Below are 23,957 nucleotides of genomic sequence, written 5' to 3'. Positions count from 1 at the left end.
CCATGGCGCCAACGGTCCTGCAACCCCACCCCACCCCGCCGCTGACAGGTTCCTGCTGCTGTTGGTGGGTGCCGACCGTTGGTCGGCACGGGATCGGATCCCTGCTTCTGCTCTGGTAGGTGTCGACCTTGGTCGACACGATGTGTGCGGAAAAAATTCTTTGCCCATGAAAAAGCCCGCCGGATATCGGCGGGCTTTTTCGTTTGCAACCTTGGCGTGGCAATCAGGTCCAGCCGAACAGCTCGAACAGCTTGAGGATCAGGTACGCACAGCCGCCGGCCGCCGGGATGGTCAGGATCCAGGCCCAGACGATGCGCTCGATCACGCCGAACTTCAGCGAGCGCGGGTTCTTGGCGAAGCCCACGCCCATGATCGCGGTGGAGATGCTGTGCGTGGTCGAGACCGGCATGCCGAAGTGGGCGGCCAGGGTCAGGATGGTGGCCGAGCTGGTTTCCGCGGCGAAGCCGTGGATCGGGTGCAGCTTGACCATCTTGTGGCCCAGCGTCTTGATGATCTTCCAGCCGCCCGAAGCGGTACCGGCGGCCATCACCACCGCACAGGTCAGCACGATCCACATCGCGATGCCGTCACCGGCGTGCGCGTCCGGGTGCATGAAGGCCAGCCAGGACGGCAGGTCGTTCAGTGCGCCGGTGGCTTCGGCACCGATCAGGGTCATGGCGATGATGCCCATGGTCTTCTGCGCGTCGTTGTGGCCGTGGGCGAAGCCCATGTAGGCCGCCGAGGCGATCTGCGCCTTTCCGAAGAAGGCGTTGACGATGCGCGGACGGGCCAGGCGGCCGATGGCGCCACCGATCTTGGCCAGGCCGGCGATCAGGCCCCACAGCAGCACCATCACCACGATGCCCAGCAGGAAGCCGGCGATCGGCGAGGTGATCATCGGCACGAACACCTTCCACAGCAGGCCCTTGTTCTGCGCCCAGCTGCCCAAGCGCTCGGACCAGATCAGCGCGTCCCAGTTGTTGTGGGCCGCGGCCAGGCCGGCGCCGCAGAGGCCGCCGATCAGCGCGTGCGAGGACGAGGACGGCAGCCCCTTCCACCACGTGATCAGGTTCCAGATGATGCCGCCGAGCAGCGCGCACAGGATGACCTGCGGGGTGACATCGACGACGTTGGTGTTGAGCAGGCCGGAGGCGATCGTCAATGCGACGGCCGTACCGGTCAGCGCACCGATCAGGTTCATGAAGGCGGCCAGCATCACCGCCCAGCCGGGCGAGAGCACCTTGGTCGCCACCACGGTGGCAATGGAGTTGGCGGTGTCGTGGAAGCCGTTGATGAACTCGAAGACGAGCGCGGCCAGGATCACCACCAGGACAAGGGTCAACATGCGGCGGCGTCCGTCAGCTGTTCTTCAACACGATCTGGTACGCCACCACGCCGGCCTCGCGGCAACGGTCGATGGCCTTCTCCAGGATCTCGAAGAATTCCTTCAGCAGGAACATCTGCAGGTTGTCCAGGCGGCCGGAGTAGATGTCGCGGTACAGCTCGAGCATCAGGCGGTCGGCCTCGTTCTCCAGCGAACGCAGCTTCTCGTTCAGCGCGGTCATCCGGTCCAGGTTCATGTGACGCAGGTCGGCCACCATCTCCACCACCACGCCGGCAGCCTGTTCCAGCATCGCCGCGCGCGGCGCGAAGTCGATGTGTTCCAGGTGAGTCGTGGCCAGCGAATAGCGATCGGCAAACTTCTCGATCTGCTTCGGAATCTTGTACAGGGCCGAACCCAGCGCTTCGATGTCTTCGCGCTCGATCGGGGTCATGAAGCTGTCCACCAGCGCCTGGCTGATCTTGTCCGAGGCCGCGCGCTCGCGCAGGCGGGCCAGCTTGAAGGCGTCCAGCGCGGGCTGGCGGTCGGCCTCGCGCAGCATGGAATGCAGCGCCTTGGCGGCGTCGGAGGCCGCGACGGCGGCCTCATCAAGCAGGGTGTAGAACTGTTTGCCGGAACCGAAAATGGTCTGCAGAGAGAACATTGAGAAACCTGTCAGCCGTCGCGGGAAGGACGGCACCAGACGGAATTATGACGGCTAGATGACCATCTCGGGTATCCCTGCCCCCTTTCCGGGCTTCGAGACCCTCAACCTGAACAGGCAGTTGCCACCCGTACACGCCCCTTTGCTAAGATGCCAGCGCGCCTTCGGGCGCACCCTATGGACGACGACCCTTATCCCCCTGCGCCGCGCCGGACCCCGTTCCTGAGCGCCTGCCGCCATCGCAAGCACCCGCCCTCCCTGCCACCAACCGGGGACGATGCCCGTGTTTGAAATGATCCTGATTGTCTTCGCGCTTGTTCTGTTGAACGGCTTCTTCGCCATGTCCGAGATGTCGGTCATGACCTCGCGCAAGAGCCGCCTGAAGCAGATGGCCGCCACCTCCAAGCGCGCTGCCAAGGCGCTGGAGCTGTCGGAGAAGCCGGAGAGCTTCCTGTCCACCGTGCAGATCGGCATCACTGTGATTGGCGTGCTGACCGGCTACCTCGGTGGTGAGGCGCTGGGCGAAGCCTTCGCCGGCTGGATCCAGGGCCTGATGCCGGGCTTCGCCTACGCCGGCAACATCGGCACCGCGCTGGCGGTCAGCCTGATCACCTTCATCACGCTGATCTTCGGCGAACTGGTGCCCAAGCGGCTGGCACTGACCCGTTCGGAGGCCATTGCCGGCCTGGTGGCGATGCCGATGAGCTGGCTGGCCAAGCTGGCCCTGCCCTTCGTCTGGCTGCTGTCCAAGACGACCCAGCTGGTCCTGCGCCTGTTCGGCCTGGGCAAGGATGAAGTCGCCTCGGTGACCGAAGAAGAGATCCGCATGCTGGTGGCCGAGAGCCACGAGGCCGGCGTGATCGACGCCCACGAGCGCGACATGATGAACCGCGTGATGCGCCTGGGCGACCGCACCGCCGACAGCCTGATGACCCCGCGCAACCGCATTGCCTGGCTCGACACCCAGGCCGGGCTGGAGCGCAACCTGGAAATCATGGCCGAGCACGAGTTCTCGCGGTACCCGGTGTACCGCGACAACGACATGGACGTGGTCGGCGTGCTGGAACTGAAGTCGCTGGCCACGCGCATGGCGCGCGGTGACAACGCGCTGTTCCAGACCCTGCGCGAGCCCCTGTACGTCTCCGAATCGACCCATGCGATGAAGCTGCTGGAGATCTTCCGCGAGGAACAGCAGTCGATGGCACTGGTGGTGGACGAGTACGGCGAGATCCAGGGCCTGGTGACCATCAGCGACCTGATGGGCGCGGTGGTCGGCCGCCTGCAGGCGGTGGAGAACGCCGACGAGGATGCGCTGGTGGTGACCCGCGAGGACGGCTCGCTGCTGGTGGACGGCTCGCTGCCGATCGAAGACGTGCGTGAACTGATCGGCAGCAACGAGCTGCCCGATGCCGAGGATGGCGACTACTACACGCTGGCCGGCATGTGCATCCACTACTTCGGCCGCATTCCGCACGCGGGCGAGTACTTCGACTGGGCCGGCTGGCGCTTCGAGGTGGTCGACCTGGATGGTGCGCGGGTGGATAAGCTGCTGCTGCGCACGCTGTCCGACGAGCAGGCCGATGAGCTCACCGCCTGAGGCCGGCCAGGGTCCGGGCATCGAGCGCCCGGCCTACCGCAACGAGGGCATCCGCACCCTCCTGGAGATGTTCGCCTCCGGTGATCCGGCCGAACACATGCCGCTTGGCCAGATCCTGTGCAACCTGCAGCAGAGCGCGTTCGGCGTATTCCTGTTCGTAGCGATCCTGCCCTCGTTCATTCCGATTCCGGGCATGGGCGGCGCGGTCAGCGGCCCACTGGTGGTCCTGATCGGCCTGCAGATGCTGTGCTGCCTGCGCCGCCCCTGGTTGCCCGGTTTCATTGCGCGGCGCGGGCCGAAGCGCGGCACCATGCACCGCTTCCTCGACCGTATCGATCGCCCGCTGCGGCGTCTGGACAAGATGCTGAAGCCGCGCCTGCCCCAGCTGCTGACACCGCTGCCGGCGCACGCCTTCACCGGCCTGCTGCTGGTGCTGCTGGGCATCCTGCTGTCGCTGCCGATTCCCTTCACCAACTTCCTGTTCGGCTTCCAGTTGCTGCTGTTCTCGCTGGCGCTGCTGGAACGCGATGGCGCGCTGATGCTGTTCAACTGGATCGCGGCGCTGGCGGCGATCGCCTTCTTCGGCTTCAGTTCGGGGCAGCTGGTGGGTTATACCGTCGATCTGTTCCAGCGCTGGTTCTGAACCAGGAACCGGTAGAGCCGGCCGCTGGCCGGCTGCCACGTTTCCAGGTTTGCCGGCCAGCGGCCGGCACTACCAATACCGGACATCGGCCCTCACCGCAGATCGATGAAACCGTTGTCGGCCAACGCCGCCGGCTCGTCCTGCACCGCCGACAGCACGAAGGTCAGCGCCTTGCCCAGCAGCGTGCCCGGACCATCCCAGTATTCAGCACTGTCGGCGCGCACATGGATCAGGCGCAGGTTGGGGTCATCCTTGCCACCGGGGAAGAACAGCTTCATCGCCGGTGACCACAGCTCCTCGATCTTCGCGCGGTCGTCGACGATGCGCGCACGCCCCGCCACCGACACATAGGTGTTCTTCGACGGTGAGGCGTAGGCCACGTTCACCCGCGGATCGAGCGCGATCTCGGCCACCTTCGGGCTGTCGGCGGTGATCACGAACCACAGGTCACCATCGAAGTTGACCTGCTGGGTGGCCAACGGCCGGCTGTAGAGTCGTCCGTCAACGCCGGTGGTGGTGAACATCGCCACCTCCACGTCCTTGATCAGTTCGGCCAGCTGGGCAATGTGTTCGGCGCGGGTCTCGGCCATGGTGGGGACTCCAGAAGTGGGAGCCCCCATCAGACGCTGATCGGCTGCAACGGGCCGTGACGCGATTGTTCAGCCCGCGTGGCGGGCATGCCAGGCGTGCATCGCCAGTTCGAACGAACGCAGGCGCGCGCGGTGGTCGTACAGGTTGGCGGTGAGCATCAGTTCGTCGGGCTTGTGCCGCTCGACGAAGGCGGCGATGCCCTCGGCCACCTGCTGCGGATCACCCAGCACGGTGCAGGCCAATGCCCGCTCCACGCCCAGCTTTTCATGCGGTTCCCAGAAGGACTCGATGTCGTCGATCGGTGCCGGAATCTTGCCCGGCCGGCCACGACGCAGATTGACGAAACTCTGCTGCTGGCTGGTGAACAGGCGGCGCGACTCGGCTTCGCTGTCGCTGGCGACAACGTTCAGCGCCAGCATCGCGTGCGGCTGCTTCAGCGTGGCCGAAGGGCGGAACTCGCGGCGGTACACCGCCAGCGCCTCGTCCATCACGTCGGGCGCGAAGTGCGAGGCGAACGCGTACGGCAGGCCCATCGAGGCGGCCATGCGCGCACCGAACAGGCTGGAACCGAGGATCCAGGTCGGCACCCGCAGGCCGCCACCCGGGACCGCCTGTACGGCCTGGCCGGGTTGCACCGGCTCGAAGTAATGCAGCAGTTCGCGCACGTCCTGCGGGAACTGGTCGGCGCTGTCGAAGTAGCGGCGCAGTGCACGCGCGGTCGGCTGATCGGTCCCGGGTGCGCGGCCCAGGCCGAGGTCGATGCGGTCCGGATACAGCGACGCCAGCGTGCCGAACTGCTCGGCCACCTGCAGCGGGGCATGGTTGGGCAGCATGATGCCGCCGGCACCGACGCGGATGCGCTTTGTGCCCCCGGCCACATGGCCGATCAGCACAGCGGTGGCCGCGCTGGCGATGCCAGGCATGTTGTGGTGTTCGGCCAACCAGTAGCGGCGGTAGCCCAGCGCATCGGCGTGCTGGGCCAGTTCCAGCATGTTGGCGAAAGCGGCTGTGGTGTCACTGCCCTCGCAGACCGGGGCCAGGTCAAGGATCGACAACGGGATCATCAGGCGGTTTTCCGTCACAGGATTCCCCTTCTGATGGGGACGGCAGGGTGCAACGGCCAGTGTCGGTGGCGGGATGCTGATTCCCGTGGGGCGGGTTCAGCGCCCACCGGAACGTGTAGCGCAGAGCCCGTGCTCGGCTGCCTTTCGTCGACCAACAGCCGCCGAGCATGGGCTCGGCTCTACAGGAGCGCGGTCAGAGCGCGGTTAGAACGCGCTCGGACGCGGCTCCGGCAGCGGCTGGTCGACCATGGGCTTCAGCTTGGCATCCAGCGCCACGCGCTCGTCGAACACGAAGCAACGCCCCTCGTAGCCTTCGCCGCCCACCTCCTCGAAGTAACCGAGGATGCCACCGTCCAGCTGCAGCACATTGTCCATGCCGTCATTGACCATCCACAGCGCCGCCTTCTCGCAACGGATGCCGCCGGTGCAGAAACTGACCACGGTGCTGTCCTTCAGCGCTTCGCGGTGCGGCGCCAATGCCTCGGGCAGGTCGGTGAACTTGTGGATGGGCAGCACCAGCGCGTCCTTGAAGGTGCCGTACTCCACCTCCTGCAGGTTGCGCGTGTCGAGCATCACCACCGGCTTGCCGGCGTCGTCATGCCCCTGGCGCAGCCACCGCTGCACCGTGGCCGGATCAACCGCAGGCGCACGCGGATAGTCCAGCGGCTGGCCGTCATCGCGGCGGAAGCTGATGATCTCGTCCTTCACCTTGGCCTTCAGCCGCGCGAACGGCTGGTGCTTGCTGAGGCTGGTCTTGACCCGCAGATCGACAAAGCGCGCATCTTCGCGCAGCGCCGCATAGAAGCCCTCGATATCTCCTGGCGCGCCGGCCAGGAACAGGTTCAGGCCCTCGCCCGCCACCAGGATCGTGCCACGCAGCTCAGCCGCCTCGGCGCGCGCCAGCAGCTGGTCGCACAGGGCCTGGGGGGCGTCGATGACGGCGAAATGGTAGGCAGCGGTGTTGGCGATCATTGCGCCATTTTAGCGCCTCCCGCCCGCACTGACAGTTTCCGGGGGCAGAGCCCTCTGCGCGGCAGAGGGATCCGACCCCGGCAGATACCCGGAATCTGTCAGAGGCGCGGCGGTGTGGGCAGGCGGGGCCGTTGGCGCCATGGATGGCGCCATCGAGCCTGTCCACACCGCCACGCCATCCCACGGAAACCAGCTTTTGACGTGGCAGTTGCGTCTGCGGGTGCCGGATGCAACCCGGCCGCCGCCCTTTAACCGCGCAGCAGCATGAACGGCAGCAGCACCAGCGCCGCCGCGCCGGCCATCGCCAGCAGCACCAGCACCACGTACAGCGGACGCTGCCGGAACAGGCTGCCGAAGGTCTCGGCGGTTCCGTCGCGCACTGCCTGCTCACGCTCAGCGCGGATGCGAGGACCCCGCTCGGCCTGGTACTCGGCCATCAGGGCCTTCGCACGCGGATGATCGGCGTCCTCGCGCAGCCACAGGCCACCGTTGGAAATGCCCCACGGGCTGGGTTCGGTGCGATACCAGGCGATGCCGTGTCGGTCGAGCAGCGTGCAGACATCGGCATATTCGTCGTCGCCGACATTGCGCAGATTGAGCAGGAGTTTTGCCATGCCCCCATGATACCCGGCGCCGATGCGCTACCCTTGCCGCCCTTGCCCCGCGCCCTTCCGGAGACGCCCGATGCGCCGCCTGCTGCTTCCCCTGCTGCTGTCCCTCGCCGCCGCTGGCTGCTCGACTGAACCGTCCGGCCCGCCGCCCGGCGGCACCCTGACTGCCTTCGAGCGCATCGATACCGTGCCCGGCACCGGGGCCGAAGCCGTCTCCGGCAGCAAAGTGACCGTGCACTACACCGGCTGGATCTACGACAACCGCACCGAAACCAAGCACGGCAAGACCTTCGACAGCTCGGTCAGCCGTGGCGAACCGTTCACCTTCGCGCTGGGCGCCGGCCAGGTCATCCGCGGCTGGGATGAGGGCGTGGCCGGCATGAAGGTCGGCGGCAAGCGCACCCTGATGATCCCGCCGGACTACGGCTACGGCGACCGCCGCGTCGGCCCCATTCCGGCCGGTTCGTCGCTGGTGTTCGACGTCGAGCTGCTCGATGTCAAACCGTAATACCGCACTGCCCAAGCGGGTCGCCGTCATCGGCGGCGGCCCGGCCGGCCTGTTCGCCGCCGAGCGCCTGCGCGCCGCTGGGCTGGAGGTCGACCTGTACGAGGCCAAGGGGTCGCCCGGCCGCAAGTTCCTGATCGCCGGCAAGGGCGGGCTCAACCTCACCCATTCCGATCCGCGGCCGTTGTTCGACAGCCGCTACCGCGAGCAGGCTGCCGTGGTCGGTCGCTGGCTGGATGGCTTTGACGCGCAGGCACTTCGTGACTGGGCCGCCGGCTTCGGCGTCGAGACCTACGTGGGCAGCTCTGGCCGGGTGTTTCCGGTCGACCGCAAGGCGGCGCCGCTGCTGCGCGGCTGGGTGCGCCGATTGAAGGAACAGGGCGTGCGCCTGCATGCCAACCATCGCTGGACCGGTTGGAGCAACGACGGCGCCCTGCGCTTTGGCACCGAAGCGGGCGAAATCGATGTCCACGCCGATGCCACCGTGCTGGCGATGGGCGGCGGCAGCTGGCCGCAGCTGGGCAGCGATGGCGCCTGGGTTGCGCTACTGCAGGCGCGCGGCGTGGACATCGCGCCGCTGCGGTCAGCCAACTGCGGCTTCGACGTGGACTGGACCCCGTTCTTCGCCCAGCGCAATGCTGGCGCGCCATTGAAGCCGGTGGTCGCGCACTGGATCGACCTGGCTGGACAACCACAATCGCTGCAGGGCGAGTGCGTGGCCAGCGAATACGGCATTGAGGGCAGCCTGATCTACGCATTGGCCGCCGACCTGCGCGAAACCATCAACCGCGACGGCCACGCCACGCTGTGGTTGGACCTGGTGCCAGGTCGCGACGAAGCGCGCTTGCTGGCCGACCTGTCGCGCCCGCGCAAGGGCCGCAGCTTCGGTGAGCACCTTCGCCGCCAGGCCGGCCTGGATGCGGTGAAGGCCGCACTGGTGTTCGAGCGCCTGGGCAAGGAGGCCGGCAATGATCTGCCGGCCGTAGTTGCCTCCCTCAAGCGCCTGCCGCTGCGCCTGCTGCGTCCAAGGCCGATGGCCGAGGTGATCAGCACCGCCGGTGGCGTGCGCCTGGAGGCGCTGGATGATGCCCTGATGCTGCGGGCAGTACCCGGCGTGTTCTGCGCCGGCGAGATGCTGGACTGGGAGGCGCCGACCGGCGGCTACCTGCTGACCGGGTGCTATGCCAGCGGCCTGCGTGCTGCGGAAGGCGTGATCGGGTGGCTGGCGGAGCGGTGACGCCTGCCTTGTAGCGTCGAGCCATGCTCGACGGCTTCATCGATTGAATCAAAAACAGCCGAGCGTGGGCTCGGCTCTACAACAGCCGTCGAGCTGCATCACCACGGCCGGCGCATGCTCACCGAGGCCAGCGCCACGCCGCTGGGATGTGGGTAGGCCCTCGCGCTTACGCTGATGAACCCCTGCCGCTGATAGAACGGCACGGCATTGAGCGAGGCCGACAGCACCACCTCACGCTCACGATCAGCCATCGCCAACAGGCGCTGCATCAGCGCCTGCCCAATCCCCTGGCCGCCACGGTCGGGATCAACAAACAACGCGTCGACTTCATTGGCGTCGGCATCAAACACGCCGAAGCCAAGCAGGGCACCCTCCCCATCCTCGGCCACCACGCAACCGCCCTGCCCCAGCAAGTGCGCGTACTGCGACGGTGGCGGCGAGGCCGACCATGGCGCGATGACCTCGGGTGGGTAATGACTGCTGCAGGTCTCACGCACGCACCGTGTGCGCAGGGCCCACAGCGTGGCCACATCGGCAATCGTGCCGCGCCTGAACTGCATGGCATCTCCTTGTACAGCCGAGCGCATGCTCGGCTGTTCTTCGTTCCACTATCGCGATGAGAGAAGCAGCCGAGCATGGGCTCGGCTCTACAGCAACACGTTATCGCGACTTGCTGGCGCGCAGCGCCTGGATCTTCGGCGGCGGCTGGAAGGAATCGCTGCGCGCATCGGCCCAGAACGCATGGAACACTGCGTGGTCCGGCACCTTGTGCAGCAGTTCGCCCGGTTCCAGGTAACGGTACAGCGAGGCCAGCGAACGGATCTCGACGGGCGAAACACGACGCAGGATGTGCTCCGGGCCCAGCTCCGCCGGGTCGTTCAGGCCCGCGGCGCACAGTAGCTCCTTGAGTGCGTGCAGGGTGTGCTCGTGGTAGCTGTACACGCGGGTGGCCTTGTCCGGTGCATCCAGGTGCTTCCAGCGCGCCGGGTTCTGGGTGGCGATGCCGGTCGGGCACTTGTCGGTGTGGCAGCTCAGCGACTGGATGCAGCCCAGCGCGAACATGAAGCCACGACCGGCATTGCACCAGTCGGCCCCCAGCGCAATGGTCCGCGCGATGTCGAAGGCACTGGTGATCTTGCCGGCCGCACCGATGCGGATGCGCTCGCGCAGGTCCAGGCCCACCAGGGTGTTATGCACCAGCAGCAGCGCTTCGTGCATCGGCACACCCACATGGTCGACGAATTCCGCCGGTGCTGCGCCGGTGCCGCCTTCGGCGCCGTCCACCACGATGAAGTCCGGCAGCAGGCCGGTTTCCTGCATTGCCTTGGCGATGCCGAACCACTCCCACGGGTGGCCGATGGCCAGCTTGAAACCAACCGGCTTGCCACCGGACAGCTCGCGCAGGCGGGCCACGAACTGCAGCAGTTCAACCGGCGTCGAGAACGCCGAGTGACGCGACGGCGACACGCAGTCCACCCCCATCGGCACGCCACGCGTCACCGAAATCTCTGCGGTCACCTTCGGCGCCGGCAGCACGCCGCCGTGCCCCGGCTTGGCGCCCTGCGACAGCTTGATCTCGATCATCTTGACCTGGTCGTGGGTCGCGTTGGCAACGAAGCGTTCCTCGCTGAAGGCGCCCTTTTCATCACGGCAACCGAAGTAGCCCGAGCCGATTTCCCACACCAGATCACCGCCCATCTCCCGGTGGTAGGGCGAGATCGAACCCTCGCCGGTGTCGTGATAGAAGCCGCCCTGACGCGCGCCTTCGTTCAGCGCGCGGATGGCATTGGCCGACAGTGAACCGAAGCTCATCGCCGAGATGTTGAACACGCTGGCCGAATAGGGCTTGGCACAGTTCGGGCCGATCAACACGCGGAAGTCATGCTTGGCGATGGCGGTCGGTGCCAGTGAATGGTTGATCCACTCGTAATCCACCGCGTAGGTGCTGCGCAGGGTGCCGAACGGCACCGTGTCCATCTCGTTCTTGGAACGCTGGTAGATCAGCGCGCGCTGCTGGCGCGAGAACGGCACATCCTCCAGGTCGCTCTGCACGAAATACTGGCGGATCTCAGGGCCGATCGACTCCAGGCCATAGCGGAAGTGCGCCATCACCGGATAGTTGCGGCGCAGCGTGCTGCGCTTCTGCAGCAGATCCCAGGTCCCCAGCGCCACCATCGCGGCAGTCAGGCCGACGCCCCAATACCAGGCCGGCCATATCGTGGCCAGCCACAGGCATATCGGGAACATCAGGATGGCGAGCAGGTAGACGACATACCGGTGCATGGCTTTCCTCGGTTGCAACTGTCCCCGAGTCTACCGCGCTGCCCGCCATGCGGGCTTACAGGCGACCGTCAACCACGTTGCGCGGCCAGGCCGATTTCACGTCGTAGACCAGTCCACCGGGGGCCAGCAGGGCACGGATGGCCGCTTCATCCATGGCCTTGAAGCGGGCATGGGCCACCGCCAGCACCACGGCGTCATAGCCGCCGGGAACCGGTTCGGCCAGCCAATGCACGCCCGCATCGGCCAATGCCGCCGGGCCGACCCATGGGTCACTGACCGCGACCTGTGCACCGGCATCACCCAGGCGCTGCGCCAGCTCCAGCGCTCGGCTGTTGCGCAGGTCCGGGCAGTCTTCCTTGAAGGTCACGCCGAGCACCAGCACCCGTGACTGCGCAGGCAGGCGGCCACGCTCGGCCAGCATCGCCAGCACGCGTGCGGCCACGTGTTCGCCGACGCGGTTGTTGACCTGCCGCGCGGTGTGGATCAGGTCCGGGTGGTAGCCCACGCTCTCGGATTTGTGCAGCAGGTAGTACGGGTCCACGCCGATGCAATGGCCACCGACCAGCCCGGGCCGGAACGGCAGGAAATTCCATTTGCTTCCGGCCGCATCCAGCACGTCCTGGGTATCGATGCCGAGCCGGTCGAAGATCAGTGCCAGTTCGTTGACCAGCGCGATGTTGACGTCGCGCTGGATGTTCTCGACCACTTTGGCCGCTTCGGCCACGCGCATCGACGGTGCCGGGAAGGTCCCGGCGTCGATGATGCGCTCGTACAGGCCGTCGATCACGGCTGCAACCTCCGGCGTCGAACCCGAGGTGATCTTGCGGATGTCGGCCAGGCGCCGCTGACGGTCACCGGGGCTGACCCGTTCCGGACTGTAGCCGCAGTAGAAATCCTCGTTGAAGCGCAGTCCCGAGCCCTGCTCCAGCAGCGGCACGCAGACTTCTTCGGTGGTTCCCGGGTATACCGTGGACTCGTAGATCACCAGATCGCCCGCACGCAGGTGGCTGGCGATCAGCCGGCTGGCCGAGCGCAATGGCTCCAGGTCGGGCTGCTCGTAGGCATCGATCGGGGTCGGCACGGTAACGATGTAGACATTGCAGGCGTCGAGCAGCCCCGGATCGCTGCCGTAGTGCAGATGCGGCGCACTGGCCAGCTCGTCGGCCTCCACTTCCAGCGTATGGTCCTGGCCCTCGCGCAGTTCGGCAATGCGCCCGGCATCGATATCAAAGCCCAGCGTCGGCCAGTGCCTGCCGAACGCCACGGCCAACGGCAGGCCGACGTAACCCAGGCCGATCACTGCGAAACGCGGAGTTACCGCCGCCGCAACGGGCGCGCTCATCGGCGCATCCCGTGCATCGGATGAAGGCGCATGCGCGCTGCAATGGCTTCGGCCCACCCACTCATTCGCTGTACCACTCCGGGAAACCCGCACCAGAAAGGCTACAGCCTAACGGCCCCGGCGCCCCAGCGCCAAGGCAGGCTCAGGACCCCAGCGCGACCGCAGCCGGTTCCAGTTCGCCGTCGGCACCTGTCCAGGCCTGCAGCAGGCGTTCGAAGCCACCACTGCCGAGCAGGAATCCCGTCCATGCCGCGTCGACAATCTGCACCAGCAGGTCCGCTTCGATCCGCCGCGTCCCCATCGACCAGCGTGGGAACGCCCGCTGTGCCACCGGTGCACGGCACAACACCTTCAGCTGGACATGGCTGCGCGCATTGAGGATGCGCTGGAACACCGAATCGATCCCGTCCTCGGGACCTTCGAGGTACTGCAGGAAACGGCTGCCATCGAACATCAACACGCCGGTGACACCGGCCACACGATTGAACGCCGTGGCATCGGCCAGCAGGCGATCAAGATCGGTTGTCTGCAGATCGGCGCGGGCCTCACTGGCATAGGCAATCGCGTGCAGCGACATCAGGTGGCTCCCCCCCTGGGAACGATGGCTGGGACTATGACATGAATGGGGTCGACAGTTAAGCAAGTCACCGCCGCGACGCGATCCGGTCGCCGCGCTGCAGGTGGGCTACAATCGGCGCCGCGCTGCAGGCCCGGATGGCGAAACTGGTAGACGCATCGGACTTAAAATCCGCCGACCGCAAGGTCATGCCGGTTCGATTCCGGCTCCGGGCACCACGCGCGAAGTGCGCACACACTCCTCAGATCGCACGCGAGTAGCGCGGCTGCTCATGCGCGGCGCGCAGGTACGGATCAAAGCACATCGCCAGCAACCGCAGCAGCGGACGCCCCGGCTCGCTGGCGCGCACCACGCCTTCGCGATACTCGGCCAGACCATCCTCCTGCAGCCGCTGCACCGAGCGCAGGTCGTCGGCGAAGTAGCGCTCGAAATCGACCCCATGGCGCTGCCCCAGCACCGCACCATCCACCTCGCCCTGGCACATCAGCTGCTGGATCAGCTCCGCGCGCAGCTGGTCGTCGGCACTCAGCGCGACACCGCGCCAGACCGGCAACTGTCCCTGGTCCACCGCGTCCTCCCACGACGGCAGGTCACGTGGATTCTGGCTGTAGGTGGCACCGATATGGCTGATCGCACTCACGCCCAGACCCAGCAGGTCGGTATCGGCGTGGGTGGTATAGCCCATGAAGTTGCGATGCAGCTGGCCGGCACGCTGGGCCCGTGACAGATCCTCTTCCGGCAACGCGAAGTGATCCATACCGATGTACTGGTAGCCAGCCGCAGAGAGCTTCTCCACCGCCAGGCCCAGCAGCGCCAGCTTGTCTTCCGGCGAGGGCAGCCGGTTTTCGTCGATCTGTTTCTGTGCACGGAACAGATGCGGCAGGTGCGCATAGCCATACACCGCCAGGCGATCCGGGCGCAGCGCCAGCACCTGTTCCAGGGTGCGGCTGAAACCCTCCAGGCTCTGCCCGGGCAGGCCGTAGATCAGGTCGACGTTGACCGAGCGCATGCCGCTGTCGCGGCAGGCGCGCAGAATGTCCAGCGTCTGCTGCACGCCCTGCACGCGGTTGATCGATTCCTGCACGTGCGGATCGAAATCCTGCACGCCCAGGCTGGCTCGGTTGAAGCCCAGCCTCGCCAGCATTCCGACGTCGTGGGTATCGATGAAGCGCGGATCGAGTTCGATCGAGAAATCACGTTGCGGCGAATCACTGAAATCGAATCGGCGGCGCAGCCCTTCCACCAGCGTGGTCATTGCTTCGGCATCGAGGAAGTTCGGCGTACCACCGCCCAGGTGCAGCTGGATGACCTCGCGGCCGTCCTCGAACTGTGGCGCCAGCAGGTCGGCCTCGGCCAGTACGCGCGACACATAACTGTGGCCACGACCACGATCACGGGTGATCACCCGGTTGCAGCCGCAGTAGAAGCACGGGCTGGAACAGAACGGCACGTGCACATACAGCGACAGCGCGCGCGCCTGCCGGTTGCTGTCGGCGATCGCCTGGCGCAGCGCCGGTGCATCGAAGCCATCGTGGAAGTGCGGCGCGGTCGGATACGAGGTGTAGCGTGGCCCCGGCCGGTCGTGCCGGCGCAGAAGGTCGGGGTCGAAGGTCCAGGCCAGGCCACCGGCGGCGGGAGAGAACGTGTCCATGCCACCAGCATCGCGCCGGACGGCCGCTACCGCCTTGACCCAGATCAATCCTTGGCGGCGATCCCCAGCACAGGCAGCCCGACCTGCGGCCAGCGCAGCATCTGGTAGCGCTTCCAGAAGGTGTCGCCGATGCGCGCGGCCACGTCGTTGGCCAGTTCCTGCATCGCCGGGTTGTCGCATTCGGCCGTGGTGATCCGGAACAGCACCAGCCAGCGGTCGAACAGGTCCTTGTCCAGCTCGATGGCCATGTGCTTGGACATCGGCGAGCCCTTGAAGCGGCGGGTACCGCGCAGCATCGCCGACCAGAAGTCGACCAGCTGTGCCAGGTGCTCCGGCCAGTCGTGGACGTGCGCCTCGAACACCGGCCCCAAGCGTTCCTCTTCGCGCACGCGGGCGTAGAAGTCGTGGACCAGGCGGGTCACTTCCTGCTCGGTGCACAGCTCGGGCGAGGCGACAGGAAGGACGGGCGGCGGTGTTGCGTTCATCGGGGTACCCAAAGCGTGCCGGCAGTGTGCCGCAGCGGAGCAGCACCGCCGTTGATCCAGATCAATGTCAGCGCAGTCGGCTGCACCTAGGCTGCCATGCTTGCAGGAAGCATGCCCTGCGGATGCGGCGCCAACCTGGGCGAAGTATACGCGCCGCCCACTTTTCGATCCGGGACAGCATGAACAGACCGACTCCCAGCCGCCGCCAGCGGCTGATCCAGCACTGGGGCGCCATCCTCTGGCCCAGCTTCATCGCCGCGGGCATGGCCAGCGTGGTGTTCTTCGCCTTCGTCGATCCGCTGCGGCTGCAGGCCATCAGCTTCCCGGACACGCCGATCAGCCGCGAGCTGGGCTATACCGCGGGCTTTTTCATGTTCTGGGCGGTGACGGCGTTGTCCAGCGCAGTCACCTGGTACCTGCAACGGCCGTTGCCCAGCGACGACGACGACGAGCTGCCGCTGGGATGAACGCCTCCTGTGCTGCTGCGTCCCGTCCCTGGCACTGGCGCGGCCCGCTCAGCGCCGCCCTGCTGGTGCTGTTCCATGCGCTGCCGTGGCTGCGCTGGGACGGCCGCCAGGCCCTGCTGCTGGACATCAGCGCGCGACGCTTCGATCTGTTCGGCTGGACGCTCTGGCCCAGTGACGTGGGCATGCTGATCGGCCTGCTGGCAGTGCTGGCAGTAAGTCTTGCCCTGCTCACCCACCTCGCGGGGCGCGTGTGGTGTGGCCATGCCTGCCCGCAGACGCTGTGGCGGCGGGCCTTCGACTGGATCGCGCAGGGCATGGCCCGCGTGTTGCCGGCCCAGGCCGCGCGACCGGCCACGCAACTGGCCTGGGCGCTGCTCTCACTGTGGACCGGTATCACCTTCGTCGGCCTGTTCAGCCCCATCGCGGAACTGGTCACGGCCTTGCCGCGCGCAGGCTGGAGCGGTTGGGAAACCTTCTGGGTTCTGTTCTATGCCGCCGCCACCTGGGGCAATGCCGGTTTCCTGCGCGAACAGGTCTGCCGTTCGCTGTGCCCGTTCGCGCGCATGCAGCCGCTGCTGACCGATCCCCATACGCCACGCATGCTGTACGACGCCCGCCGTGGTGAGCCGCGCGGACGGCGCCCCTCCGGGCTGGGTGGGGTCCTCGGGCGTGGTCGGGGCCTGCTCGACCCGACCACCGCGCAGGACTACGTGTTCCGCGCCGCGCACCCGCTGCTGGCCGGACCGATGCCGACCTTCAGCGCCGATCGCCTCGGTGATTGCATGGACTGCGCCGCCTGCGTGAGCGTCTGCCCGATGCAGCTGGACATCCGCCAGGGGCCACAGGCCGATTGCCTGGCCTGCGGCGCCTGCCTGGAAGCCTGCGCACAGCAACAGCACCAGGCCGGCTTCGGCCCGGGGCTGGTGCGTTACTGCAGTCCGCAGGCGATGGCCGGGCAACCGAGGCGCTGGTGGCGACCCCGGACCCTGTCCCTGCTGTCGTTGCTGCTGGCGCTGCTTGCCTGCGGCGCCTGGCGCCTGCTCTGAATCAGCGCGGCCCGTCGGCGTGCGGCGGGACAAGCTGTGCACGCCGGACAATGCCCAGCTGCTCGATGATCAGTGCCATTTCGTTGGTGACTTCGGTACGCTCGGTCCCCTGCGGAACCAGGCGGTCCAGCACCTGCTGGTAGGTATCCCAGAACGCCGGACCGCATCCGTGTTTGTGATAACTGGCTTCCAGTTCGCGGCGTACCCGTTCAGCCAAGCCATGCATGCCGTATTCCATACGACCTCCGTTGGACTTGTTCTGCATCGTTGACGGTCTACCGACTCACTTGCGAGCTACTGAAAGACTCCCGGGCTTCACGTCCGGTTGATTCAAATTAGTCACAGATTTCACGAAAGGTCAATTACATGCAGCGACTTTCGTGATCGAAATTATTAATCATTCACGAAACTACATACGGGCCCCGGGGGCTCCCGGATGGGCCGAACCCGACAGCCGCTGGGGAACCCTGCCGCCCCGGCCGGTAGGCATCAACGATCGGCACCGCCAGATCGATCAGTTTTCGCTATTTTGCTAAGCATACTTAGCCGATTGCGCTTAGCGTGCTATATGCGACAAAAGGCGGCGCAATTCAGATGGAATCGGCTTCGGCGGCGTCGGTCGCCGGGAACAGGCTGGGATAGCGCTGATGCAGCATGTACTGGCGAAGGGCCGGAATCGGGAAGTCCTTCGGCCATTGCGACACTGCGGATCGGCTGATGCCGAAGAAGCGCGCCAGTTCGGCATCGGTCTGGAATCCCAGCCGGGTACGCACCTGTCGCTTGTTCCAGAATTCGGTCATGGTCGTTCCTTCTGCTAACCAGACTTATTCTTGCGACAAGGACTCTTCGCATTCCACGCGTTAAGCTGGCTTGCATAGATGAATACTCTCGGCCAACGACTCGCCGCCGCCATGAAGAAAGCCGGGCACCCCCGCCCCGCCGATCTGGCCCGCGCCGCCAAATCCACCACGGCAACCATCAGCAACTGGCTCAACGACCACGTCAGTGCGTCCCATGTGAAGGCCGAGCAGCTGTTCCGCATTGCCGATGCGGCCAAGCTGGACGCGCGCGAACTGCTGTATGGGGTGAACGGGCGCGCGGTCGGTGAACCTGGCAATGCCTACATTCCCAGCCAGGCCCACCTGGATGTCTGGCAGGACGCCTACGAACTGGTCAGCCACCTGGTGGCCGAGAACGGCCTGGAAATCGACCACCGTCGCCATGCAGCCCTGGACCTGCTGGCGTTCGAGCTGCTGATGGACGGCTTCAGCCGCAGCAAGGTCGCCCGCGTGCTGACCACCTCGATGACGTGAATGCACATGCGCTGGTAGCATGGCCCGCGATGGGGATGGGGCTCCCCCGATAACCGCCTGAGAAGGCTGATGGCTCCTGCCAAGACGAAGCTGGCGTTCGTCGATGGCAGGCCCTGCCTGCCCTCGGCGTTCGCCATCGAACCTGCGAACCCGCACTCGAGGCACGCAATGCACACACTGAACAACTATCTCCTGGTCTTCATCGGCGGCGGCCTCGGCGCCTGCCTGCGCCATGCCTGCAACCTGATCGGCGCGCGGGTGGCCATCGGCAGCCCCTGGCCGTGGTCGACCTTCCTGATCAACATCAGCGGTGCGCTGCTGATGGGCGTGGTGGTCGAAGCCTTCGCCCTGCGCAACGGCGCTTCGCCCCAGCTGCGCCTGCTGCTGGCCACTGGCATCCTGGGCGGCTATACCACCTTCTCCACCTATGCACTGGAAATCGGCCTGCTGCTGCAGCGCGGCCAGCATGGGCTGGCCGCGCTGTATGCCGGCGGCTCGGTGGCACTGGGCCTGGCCGGCCTGTTCGGAGGCATGAAGCTGACCCGGCTGGTCCTGGGCTGACGCTCAGGCCGCGCCAGCGCGCGCCTGTCCGCGCCATTCGCGTGGCGACTGTCCGGTGTGCGCCTTGAATGCCCGCGACAGGGCCGCTTCGCTGCCGTAACCCACCTCATCGGCGATCCGCTTCAGCGGCCGCCCCTGGCGCAGGGCCTGCTGCGCCAGCCCTACCCGCCAGCCCTGAAGGTACTGCCCGGGCGTGGTACCCATCGCCTCGCGGAAGCTGGCCGCGAACACGCTGCGCGACATGCCGGCCACATCGGCCAGGCCTTCCAGCGTCCACGCCTGCGCCGGAGCTTCATGCATCGCCACCAGCGCCAGTCGCAGCCGCGGATGACCCAACCCTGCAAACAGGCCGCCCCGCATCTCGCCGCCTTCCATCAACTGGCGCAACACCTGGATCATCACCACCTCGAAAAGGCGGTTGACCATCGCCGCGCGCCCGCAGCGCTGCTCGAAGGCCTCCTCGAACAGCAGCTCCAGCGCCGCATGTCCCCCATGCAGGTCGGCCAGCGGCAGGCAGATGAAATCAGGCAGTGCGGCACTGATCGGATTGAGCCGTCCCCCTTCGAAATGCAGGTTGGCGCAGGCCATGTCGGCGCCCCGCTGCGGATCGCTGCTGAAACGGTGCGGCATCGGGCGCGGGTACAGCAGCAGGCTGGGCACCTCGACCTGCACGACCTGCTGGCCGTGGCTGACCTGCAGCGGGCCACGCCTTACCAGATGCAGCTGCCCGGCTTCGTCTTCCCCCTCCAGGGTGTTGATGCCGCACAAGGCACCGGCATGGAACACCGAAGCGGTGACCGCGAAACGTTCGAGCAGGATCGCGAGGCGATCGACCATGGCGGACTCCGGATCACACAGAAAGGGTTAAACACGACCTATCGTATCGGAATCTTCCTGACACTGAAGGGCACTGGCCCGATGCCCCCGCCGCCGCTATACAGACCGCAGATCCCCGCGCATGGAGGCCCCGATGTCGATCCGCACCGCACTGGCGCTGCTGCTGATGTTGCTCGTAACGGCCCACGCAGAAGCCGCCCCACCGTCGAAGATCGAACACCTGGCGTGGCTGGCCGGCTGCTGGCAGCTTGATGGGCAGCCATCCGGTGCCGGCGAACAGTGGTCCACGCTGGCCGGCGGCACGCTTTTCGGCAGCAGCCGCAGCCTGCGCGACGGGCGCACCGTCGGCTTCGAGTTCATGCAGTTGCGCCAGCACGATGATGGGCGCCTGGTGCTGACCGCCCTGCCCTCCGGCCGGAACCCCACCGAGTTCAACGCCACCCGCATCGATGACACCGAGGCCGTGTTCGAGAATCCGGCCAACGACTTCCCGCAGCGCATCCGCTACCGGCGCCTTGACGAACAGCGCGCGCACGCGCGCATCGAGGTGGCGCAGGACAACCCGACACAGGCGATCGACTTTCCGATGCACCGGGTCGCCTGCGGCGGCTCGACGTCGACACGCTGATCCGCTTCTGGCCCCTCCCTACGCCGTATGGCGGATCACCACGAAACCCTCTTCCCTGGCTGGTGGCACGAAGTGGCGGGTGATCTGCTCGAATTCCCCGTCGCTGGCCTGGAACGGATGCTCGCCGCGTGCATTGCGCGCACGCAACCGTGCCTTGCAGACCTCATCGGCGATATCGAGGAAGTGCAGCTGATGCGCGGCGCCGGCCGGCTCGAACAGATCGCGCGCCCAGGCCCGTGTCGCCGGCGTGTTGAAGGGGAAATCGAGCACCACGGAAACGCCTGCCTGCAACAATCCACGCAGATGATCCGTCAGCACGGCGCGCAACGTGGCTGCGCGCTGCAGGTAATCGGCAATGGAATGGATTTCGCCCGGATACAGCGCTGACAGCCATGCGTCTTCGCTGATCAGCACGTGGCGCGGCCTCGCCGCCAGTTGCTGCGACAGCGTCGACTTTCCTGCGCCGATCTTGCCGCATAGCAGATGCAGGGTCGGAGTGTGGTCGGTGGATGAAAGGTGCTGCATCTGCGATCTCCTCGGTGGATTCCAGTTCCCGGGAGAGCGCTGCATGCAACTCGCCTTCCCGGGCGGGTTGCAGGGCCGTGACGACCGCGCGCTACCCCGCCTTCCCGTGGGGAATGCGGATAATCGACGCGGTGACGTGCGGGGCCATGCCGCCAGCGTAGAACGCCGCCTGTTCGGCCCGCAATCCCCTGCGGCAGTGCAGCGCGCGCAACGTTTCGCTGGCATCTATGCTCGGCGCCATTCCCGCATGGAACAACCACGATGCGCCCCTTGCTTCGATGTGCCCTCGCCGTTGGCCTGCTGCTCCCTTCGATGGCATTGCTGGCAGCACCACCCGCGGCACCGCGCACGCTCAGCGGCGAACTGCAGGGCGCGCCGTGGCGGTTGGATGTACCGGCAGACTGGAACGGCGATCTGGTGATGCTGGCCCACGGCTATGAGCCCGTGGGCGTGCCGCGCATCACACCGATGGCTGCCAATGACAGCACGGCAGCGCTGCTGGGTGCCGGCTACGCCGTCGCGCAGAGCGCGTATTCCAGCCAGGGCTGGGCGGTGGCGGATGCAGTCAGCGACATGGAACGCCTGCGCCAACACGCGTTGCTGCAACTCAAGCATGTGCGACACACCTGGATGCTGGGCTTCTCGATGGGCGGTGCCGTGACCATCGGCAGCCTCGAGCGCTTCCCGCAGCACTATACCGGTGGCGTGTCGCTGTGCGGTGCCAATCTCAGTGGCGAGCAGATCGCGGCCGACCTGCTGACCACGCTGGTCGCGTTCGATTACTTCTTCCCCAAGGCGGAGGGGCTGCCGGCCACCGGATTGGCATCACGCGAAGCCGCCGTGCTGCCGCAGGGTGAGCTGTACCAGGGCATTGCCAGCGCGCTGCAGCGCGACCCGGCGCACGCGGCGCTGCTTGCACAGCGGCTGCAGGTCTCCGGTGACCAACTGGCCGGAACGATCAGCCTGCACGCGCTGGTGCTGCACGAGCTGGCCACACGTAGCGGCGGCATGCCGGTCGGCAACACCGGCGTGGTCTACAGCGGCTTCGGCGATGACGCCGCATTCAATGCCGGGGTGCAGCGCATCGATGCCGTGCCTGCCGCGCAGGCCAAGGTGCGCGCGACGCTGGCGCTGACCGGTGCACTGAAGCGACCGCTGGTGATCCAGTTCAACCACAACGACCCGACCATCGTGCCGCGCATGCAGGCGGTGTATCCGCAGTTGGCCGCACACGCCGGTGCGCGGCCGCTGCCACAGGTGCTGCCGGCCGTGGGCGAAGGGCATTGTGGCTTTTCGGAAGCACAGGTGGTCGACGCCTTGAAGGCGGTACGGCCCTGAGTCCAACGCGTTCCGCAGCGCATCAGGACCGTCCAGGAAGTGCTGCTATCGTGGCGCGGCCCATTGACGGGCACACGAAGGACTGACGTGATGATCAAGATGACCTTGAAGACCGTGATGCTCCTTGGCATGGCCGTGACCGGCCTGGCCTTCGCCGCAGACTCCTGCGAGTTCTGCACCCTGAAGTACGAGCAGTGCCTGCGTACATCACATGGACCGCTGGGCAAGACCTCGCAGCAGTGCGAAGCGGAATATCGCCTGTGCCGCGAAACGGACTGCCCGTCGCCCTGACCGGCACCTGGCCGGCTCCTGCGGGAGCCGGCTCAGCCCGCCAGTTCGGCACGACTGAAGGTGGATGGCTGGGCTTCGACACGTCAGTCTCGTTCGGCCGCCAGGGGCTTGGCCTGCCCCGCACGGTGCTGCACTATGCGCGCGACCGCGCGACCGCGCGACCGGGTTGGCACGCTTGGCCAGGCCTCGACCGTGCGCAGGAAGCCGCAACAGGCGGGATCAGCCGCCCAGCGTGCCCATCGTGAAGGTGTAGCCCGAGTTCATCAGGAATTCGCGCATGCGCATTTCCGCGCGCCGCGGTGAGGCCAGGTTGGCCGGCGCATACAGCGCGTAGACCACGCCTGCGCCTTCGATGGCCTCACGCCGCACACCACAGTGCCGGGTTTCCGAAGCGACCACCCATCCGTCCTTCAAACGGTCCGGTCCGATCGATTGGCCGTTCATCAGCCGGAACGTCAGCCAGCGTACTTCCGCCGAGGATTTGCTCATTGCCCGCGTACCGGCCCGGTACCGCGGTCATTCATGTCGTTGCTCGCCATTGCAGCTCCCTGAGGCTTGGAACCTGACCATAGCGCCTTGCCATGTCGTGGGTGACTGAGACTGAGCGGGCGCCTCAGGTCGCCAGGTTGAACAGCCGCCACAACGCCTCCCGCCCCGGCGGGGTCAGGCGCAGTTCGCGGCGGCCTTCGACGCGGCGCAGCCAGTCATTGCCCACGAAACTGTCCAGCATCGCCTCACCGACCAGGCCTGCCAGGTGCGGGCGACGTTCGGTGCAATCCAGGCAGCCACGGCAGTAGCGCGCCGGCTTGGCCACCACCGGCTGCCGCAGAAGCTCGCGCAGCGGCTGGCCCAGCCCGCCGAGGAATACCGCGCCTTCGGCGCTGATCCGCCAATGCCCTTCGCAGGGCAGCACATGCCCCCTCTGCAGCAGGCGATCGGTGATGGCTACCGCGTGCACACCGGCCAGGTGCCGATAACAGGAACGTGCCTGGCGCAGCGCAGGCATGCTGCGTGACGCTGCGGCGGTACACGAGGGCGTGCGGTCGGCCACGCGCAGGATGCCTTCGAGCATCTCTGCCACCTCGCTTGATGCCAACCGGTGATAGCGATGCCGCCCCTGCGCGACGGCCACCAGCAGATCGCCTTCGACCAGCCTGCGCAGGTGCAGGCTCGCCGTCTGCGGGGTCACACCGGCCACGTGCGCCAGCTCCGTTGCGGTGTAGGCACGCCCGTCCATCAACTGCAGCAGCATGGCCGCGCGTGCCTGGTCACCGACCAGGGCACCGACACTGACAAGGGAACCGGAGGTGTGGCCCATGCAGGGATTGTGGCACGCACACCTGTGCAGATACTTCGATGCAGACCGAAGCTTCGATGCCCGCAACCGCGCCACAGTGGCCCCTCGCCA

At 66.6% G+C, this 23,957-nt stretch carries 29 protein-coding genes, 1 tRNA gene and 1 riboswitch; of the genes, 12 read left to right on the top strand and 18 right to left on the bottom strand.

Annotated elements, in window-relative coordinates; translation table 11 throughout:
- Positions 1-223: 223 nt before the first annotated feature.
- Both QP512_RS07595 and QP512_RS07590 read right to left on the bottom strand, forming a co-directional pair.
- On the bottom strand, positions 224-1,345 hold the full coding sequence (locus QP512_RS07595) for an inorganic phosphate transporter (RefSeq protein WP_006431323.1): 1,122 nt from the start codon (positions 1,343-1,345) through the stop codon (positions 224-226).
- 13 nt (positions 1,346-1,358) lie between these two features.
- On the bottom strand, positions 1,359-1,985 hold the full coding sequence (locus QP512_RS07590; RefSeq protein WP_004152833.1) for a DUF47 family protein: 627 nt from the start codon (positions 1,983-1,985) through the stop codon (positions 1,359-1,361).
- A 292-nt stretch (positions 1,986-2,277) separates the two neighbouring features.
- Between QP512_RS07590 and QP512_RS07585 the strand changes: the two genes are divergently transcribed.
- A complete protein-coding gene (locus tag QP512_RS07585; RefSeq protein WP_286071576.1) occupies positions 2,278-3,582 on the top strand; it encodes a hemolysin family protein in 1,305 nt (434 codons plus the stop codon).
- A complete protein-coding gene (locus tag QP512_RS07580) occupies positions 3,566-4,225 on the top strand; it encodes an exopolysaccharide biosynthesis protein (RefSeq protein ID WP_049428963.1) in 660 nt (219 codons plus the stop codon). The genes QP512_RS07585 and QP512_RS07580 overlap by 17 nt, the downstream gene beginning before the upstream one ends.
- 92 nt (positions 4,226-4,317) lie before the next feature.
- Here the strand turns inward: QP512_RS07580 and QP512_RS07575 are convergent, their stop codons facing one another.
- The 4 genes from QP512_RS07575 to QP512_RS07560 form a co-directional block, all read right to left on the bottom strand.
- Positions 4,318-4,815 carry a pyridoxamine 5'-phosphate oxidase family protein gene (locus QP512_RS07575; RefSeq protein WP_286071575.1) on the bottom strand — a complete coding sequence of 166 codons (498 nt, stop codon included), beginning with the start codon at positions 4,813-4,815 and terminating at the stop codon, positions 4,318-4,320.
- A gap of 69 nt (positions 4,816-4,884) precedes the next feature.
- Positions 4,885-5,880 carry an LLM class flavin-dependent oxidoreductase gene (locus tag QP512_RS07570; RefSeq protein WP_106548961.1) on the bottom strand — a complete coding sequence of 332 codons (996 nt, stop codon included), beginning with the start codon at positions 5,878-5,880 and terminating at the stop codon, positions 4,885-4,887.
- 204 nt (positions 5,881-6,084) lie between these two features.
- Positions 6,085-6,852 (bottom strand): sulfurtransferase, encoded by a 768-nt coding sequence (locus QP512_RS07565; RefSeq protein WP_286071574.1) that lies wholly within the window; start codon positions 6,850-6,852, stop codon positions 6,085-6,087.
- A 248-nt stretch (positions 6,853-7,100) separates the two neighbouring features.
- Positions 7,101-7,466 carry a DUF6164 family protein gene (locus QP512_RS07560; protein WP_286071573.1) on the bottom strand — a complete coding sequence of 122 codons (366 nt, stop codon included), beginning with the start codon at positions 7,464-7,466 and terminating at the stop codon, positions 7,101-7,103.
- 70 nt (positions 7,467-7,536) lie between these two features.
- Between QP512_RS07560 and QP512_RS07555 the strand changes: the two genes are divergently transcribed.
- Positions 7,537-7,971, top strand: a complete 435-nt coding sequence (locus QP512_RS07555; RefSeq protein ID WP_286071572.1) for an FKBP-type peptidyl-prolyl cis-trans isomerase — start codon at positions 7,537-7,539, stop codon at positions 7,969-7,971.
- Entirely contained in the window at positions 7,958-9,205 is a 1,248-nt protein-coding gene (locus QP512_RS07550) for a TIGR03862 family flavoprotein (protein ID WP_286071571.1), read from the top strand. Before QP512_RS07555 ends, QP512_RS07550 begins: the two co-directional genes overlap by 14 nt.
- 98 nt (positions 9,206-9,303) lie before the next feature.
- On the opposite strand, the gene QP512_RS07545 is transcribed toward QP512_RS07550, so the two are convergent.
- The 4 genes from QP512_RS07545 to QP512_RS07530 form a co-directional block, all read right to left on the bottom strand.
- Entirely contained in the window at positions 9,304-9,765 is a 462-nt protein-coding gene (locus QP512_RS07545; RefSeq protein ID WP_286071570.1) for a GNAT family N-acetyltransferase, read from the bottom strand.
- A gap of 100 nt (positions 9,766-9,865) precedes the next feature.
- Positions 9,866-11,488 carry an FMN-binding glutamate synthase family protein gene (locus QP512_RS07540; RefSeq protein WP_286071569.1) on the bottom strand — a complete coding sequence of 541 codons (1,623 nt, stop codon included), beginning with the start codon at positions 11,486-11,488 and terminating at the stop codon, positions 9,866-9,868.
- Between the two features lie 55 nt (positions 11,489-11,543).
- Entirely contained in the window at positions 11,544-12,830 is a 1,287-nt protein-coding gene (locus tag QP512_RS07535) for a nucleotide sugar dehydrogenase (RefSeq protein ID WP_286071568.1), read from the bottom strand.
- A gap of 142 nt (positions 12,831-12,972) precedes the next feature.
- Positions 12,973-13,407, bottom strand: a complete 435-nt coding sequence (locus tag QP512_RS07530) for a BLUF domain-containing protein (protein WP_286071567.1) — start codon at positions 13,405-13,407, stop codon at positions 12,973-12,975.
- Between the two features lie 131 nt (positions 13,408-13,538).
- Here QP512_RS07530 and QP512_RS07525 point away from each other — a divergent pair.
- A tRNA-Leu gene (locus QP512_RS07525) sits at positions 13,539-13,625 on the top strand.
- Positions 13,626-13,648: 23 nt separating this feature from the next.
- On the opposite strand, the gene hemN is transcribed toward QP512_RS07525, so the two are convergent.
- Positions 13,649-15,058 carry an oxygen-independent coproporphyrinogen III oxidase gene (gene hemN / locus QP512_RS07520; protein WP_286071566.1) on the bottom strand — a complete coding sequence of 470 codons (1,410 nt, stop codon included), beginning with the start codon at positions 15,056-15,058 and terminating at the stop codon, positions 13,649-13,651.
- A 44-nt stretch (positions 15,059-15,102) separates the two neighbouring features.
- The gene (locus tag QP512_RS07515; RefSeq protein ID WP_286071565.1) at positions 15,103-15,543 is read right to left on the bottom strand and encodes a group III truncated hemoglobin; all 441 of its coding nucleotides are present in this window, start codon (positions 15,541-15,543) and stop codon (positions 15,103-15,105) included.
- A 179-nt stretch (positions 15,544-15,722) separates the two neighbouring features.
- On the opposite strand from QP512_RS07515, the gene QP512_RS07510 reads away from it, so the two are divergent.
- Together QP512_RS07510 and QP512_RS07505 are read left to right on the top strand one after the other, a co-directional pair.
- Positions 15,723-16,010: a hypothetical protein gene (locus QP512_RS07510; RefSeq protein WP_286071564.1), complete on the top strand. Its 288-nt coding sequence runs from the start codon at positions 15,723-15,725 to the stop codon at positions 16,008-16,010.
- Entirely contained in the window at positions 16,007-17,056 is a 1,050-nt protein-coding gene (locus QP512_RS07505) for a 4Fe-4S dicluster domain-containing protein (RefSeq protein ID WP_286071563.1), read from the top strand. Before QP512_RS07510 ends, QP512_RS07505 begins: the two co-directional genes overlap by 4 nt.
- Before the next feature lies 1 nt (position 17,057).
- Here the strand turns inward: QP512_RS07505 and QP512_RS07500 are convergent, their stop codons facing one another.
- Positions 17,058-17,294 carry a hypothetical protein gene (locus QP512_RS07500; protein WP_008267971.1) on the bottom strand — a complete coding sequence of 79 codons (237 nt, stop codon included), beginning with the start codon at positions 17,292-17,294 and terminating at the stop codon, positions 17,058-17,060.
- A gap of 352 nt (positions 17,295-17,646) precedes the next feature.
- On the bottom strand, positions 17,647-17,856 hold the full coding sequence (locus QP512_RS07495; protein ID WP_286071562.1) for a hypothetical protein: 210 nt from the start codon (positions 17,854-17,856) through the stop codon (positions 17,647-17,649).
- Positions 17,857-17,967: 111 nt separating this feature from the next.
- Between QP512_RS07495 and QP512_RS07490 the strand changes: the two genes are divergently transcribed.
- Together QP512_RS07490 and crcB are read left to right on the top strand one after the other, a co-directional pair.
- Positions 17,968-18,369 carry a transcriptional regulator gene (locus QP512_RS07490; RefSeq protein ID WP_106548973.1) on the top strand — a complete coding sequence of 134 codons (402 nt, stop codon included), beginning with the start codon at positions 17,968-17,970 and terminating at the stop codon, positions 18,367-18,369.
- A 22-nt stretch (positions 18,370-18,391) separates the two neighbouring features.
- Positions 18,392-18,455, top strand: a riboswitch (Fluoride riboswitch).
- A gap of 82 nt (positions 18,456-18,537) precedes the next feature.
- Positions 18,538-18,930, top strand: a complete 393-nt coding sequence (crcB, locus tag QP512_RS07485) for a fluoride efflux transporter CrcB (RefSeq protein WP_286071561.1) — start codon at positions 18,538-18,540, stop codon at positions 18,928-18,930.
- A gap of 3 nt (positions 18,931-18,933) precedes the next feature.
- On the opposite strand, the gene QP512_RS07480 is transcribed toward crcB, so the two are convergent.
- On the bottom strand, positions 18,934-19,767 hold the full coding sequence (locus QP512_RS07480) for an AraC family transcriptional regulator (RefSeq protein WP_286071560.1): 834 nt from the start codon (positions 19,765-19,767) through the stop codon (positions 18,934-18,936).
- 133 nt (positions 19,768-19,900) lie between these two features.
- Between QP512_RS07480 and QP512_RS07475 the strand changes: the two genes are divergently transcribed.
- Positions 19,901-20,395, top strand: coding sequence for a DUF6265 family protein (locus QP512_RS07475; protein WP_286071559.1), 495 nt, complete (start codon positions 19,901-19,903; stop codon positions 20,393-20,395).
- A gap of 18 nt (positions 20,396-20,413) precedes the next feature.
- Here QP512_RS07475 and QP512_RS07470 read toward each other — a convergent pair whose 3' ends face one another.
- Positions 20,414-20,920: an ATP-binding protein gene (locus tag QP512_RS07470; protein WP_286072007.1), complete on the bottom strand. Its 507-nt coding sequence runs from the start codon at positions 20,918-20,920 to the stop codon at positions 20,414-20,416.
- 261 nt (positions 20,921-21,181) lie between these two features.
- On the opposite strand from QP512_RS07470, the gene QP512_RS07465 reads away from it, so the two are divergent.
- Together QP512_RS07465 and QP512_RS07460 are read left to right on the top strand one after the other, a co-directional pair.
- Entirely contained in the window at positions 21,182-22,258 is a 1,077-nt protein-coding gene (locus QP512_RS07465; protein ID WP_286071558.1) for a hypothetical protein, read from the top strand.
- A 90-nt stretch (positions 22,259-22,348) separates the two neighbouring features.
- On the top strand, positions 22,349-22,549 hold the full coding sequence (locus QP512_RS07460; RefSeq protein ID WP_286071557.1) for a hypothetical protein: 201 nt from the start codon (positions 22,349-22,351) through the stop codon (positions 22,547-22,549).
- A gap of 219 nt (positions 22,550-22,768) precedes the next feature.
- On the opposite strand, the gene QP512_RS07455 is transcribed toward QP512_RS07460, so the two are convergent.
- Positions 22,769-23,038, bottom strand: a complete 270-nt coding sequence (locus tag QP512_RS07455) for a hypothetical protein (protein WP_286071556.1) — start codon at positions 23,036-23,038, stop codon at positions 22,769-22,771.
- Positions 23,039-23,162: 124 nt separating this feature from the next.
- Positions 23,163-23,867 carry a winged helix-turn-helix domain-containing protein gene (locus QP512_RS07450; protein ID WP_286071555.1) on the bottom strand — a complete coding sequence of 235 codons (705 nt, stop codon included), beginning with the start codon at positions 23,865-23,867 and terminating at the stop codon, positions 23,163-23,165.
- Positions 23,868-23,957: the final 90 nt, after the last annotated feature.

The organism is Stenotrophomonas sp. 57 (assembly GCF_030291075.1).
In the GTDB taxonomy this organism is placed as follows: domain Bacteria; phylum Pseudomonadota; class Gammaproteobacteria; order Xanthomonadales; family Xanthomonadaceae; genus Stenotrophomonas.
Note: the sequence above shows the minus strand (reverse complement) of the source record. Positions and strands in the feature narration are given on the sequence as shown.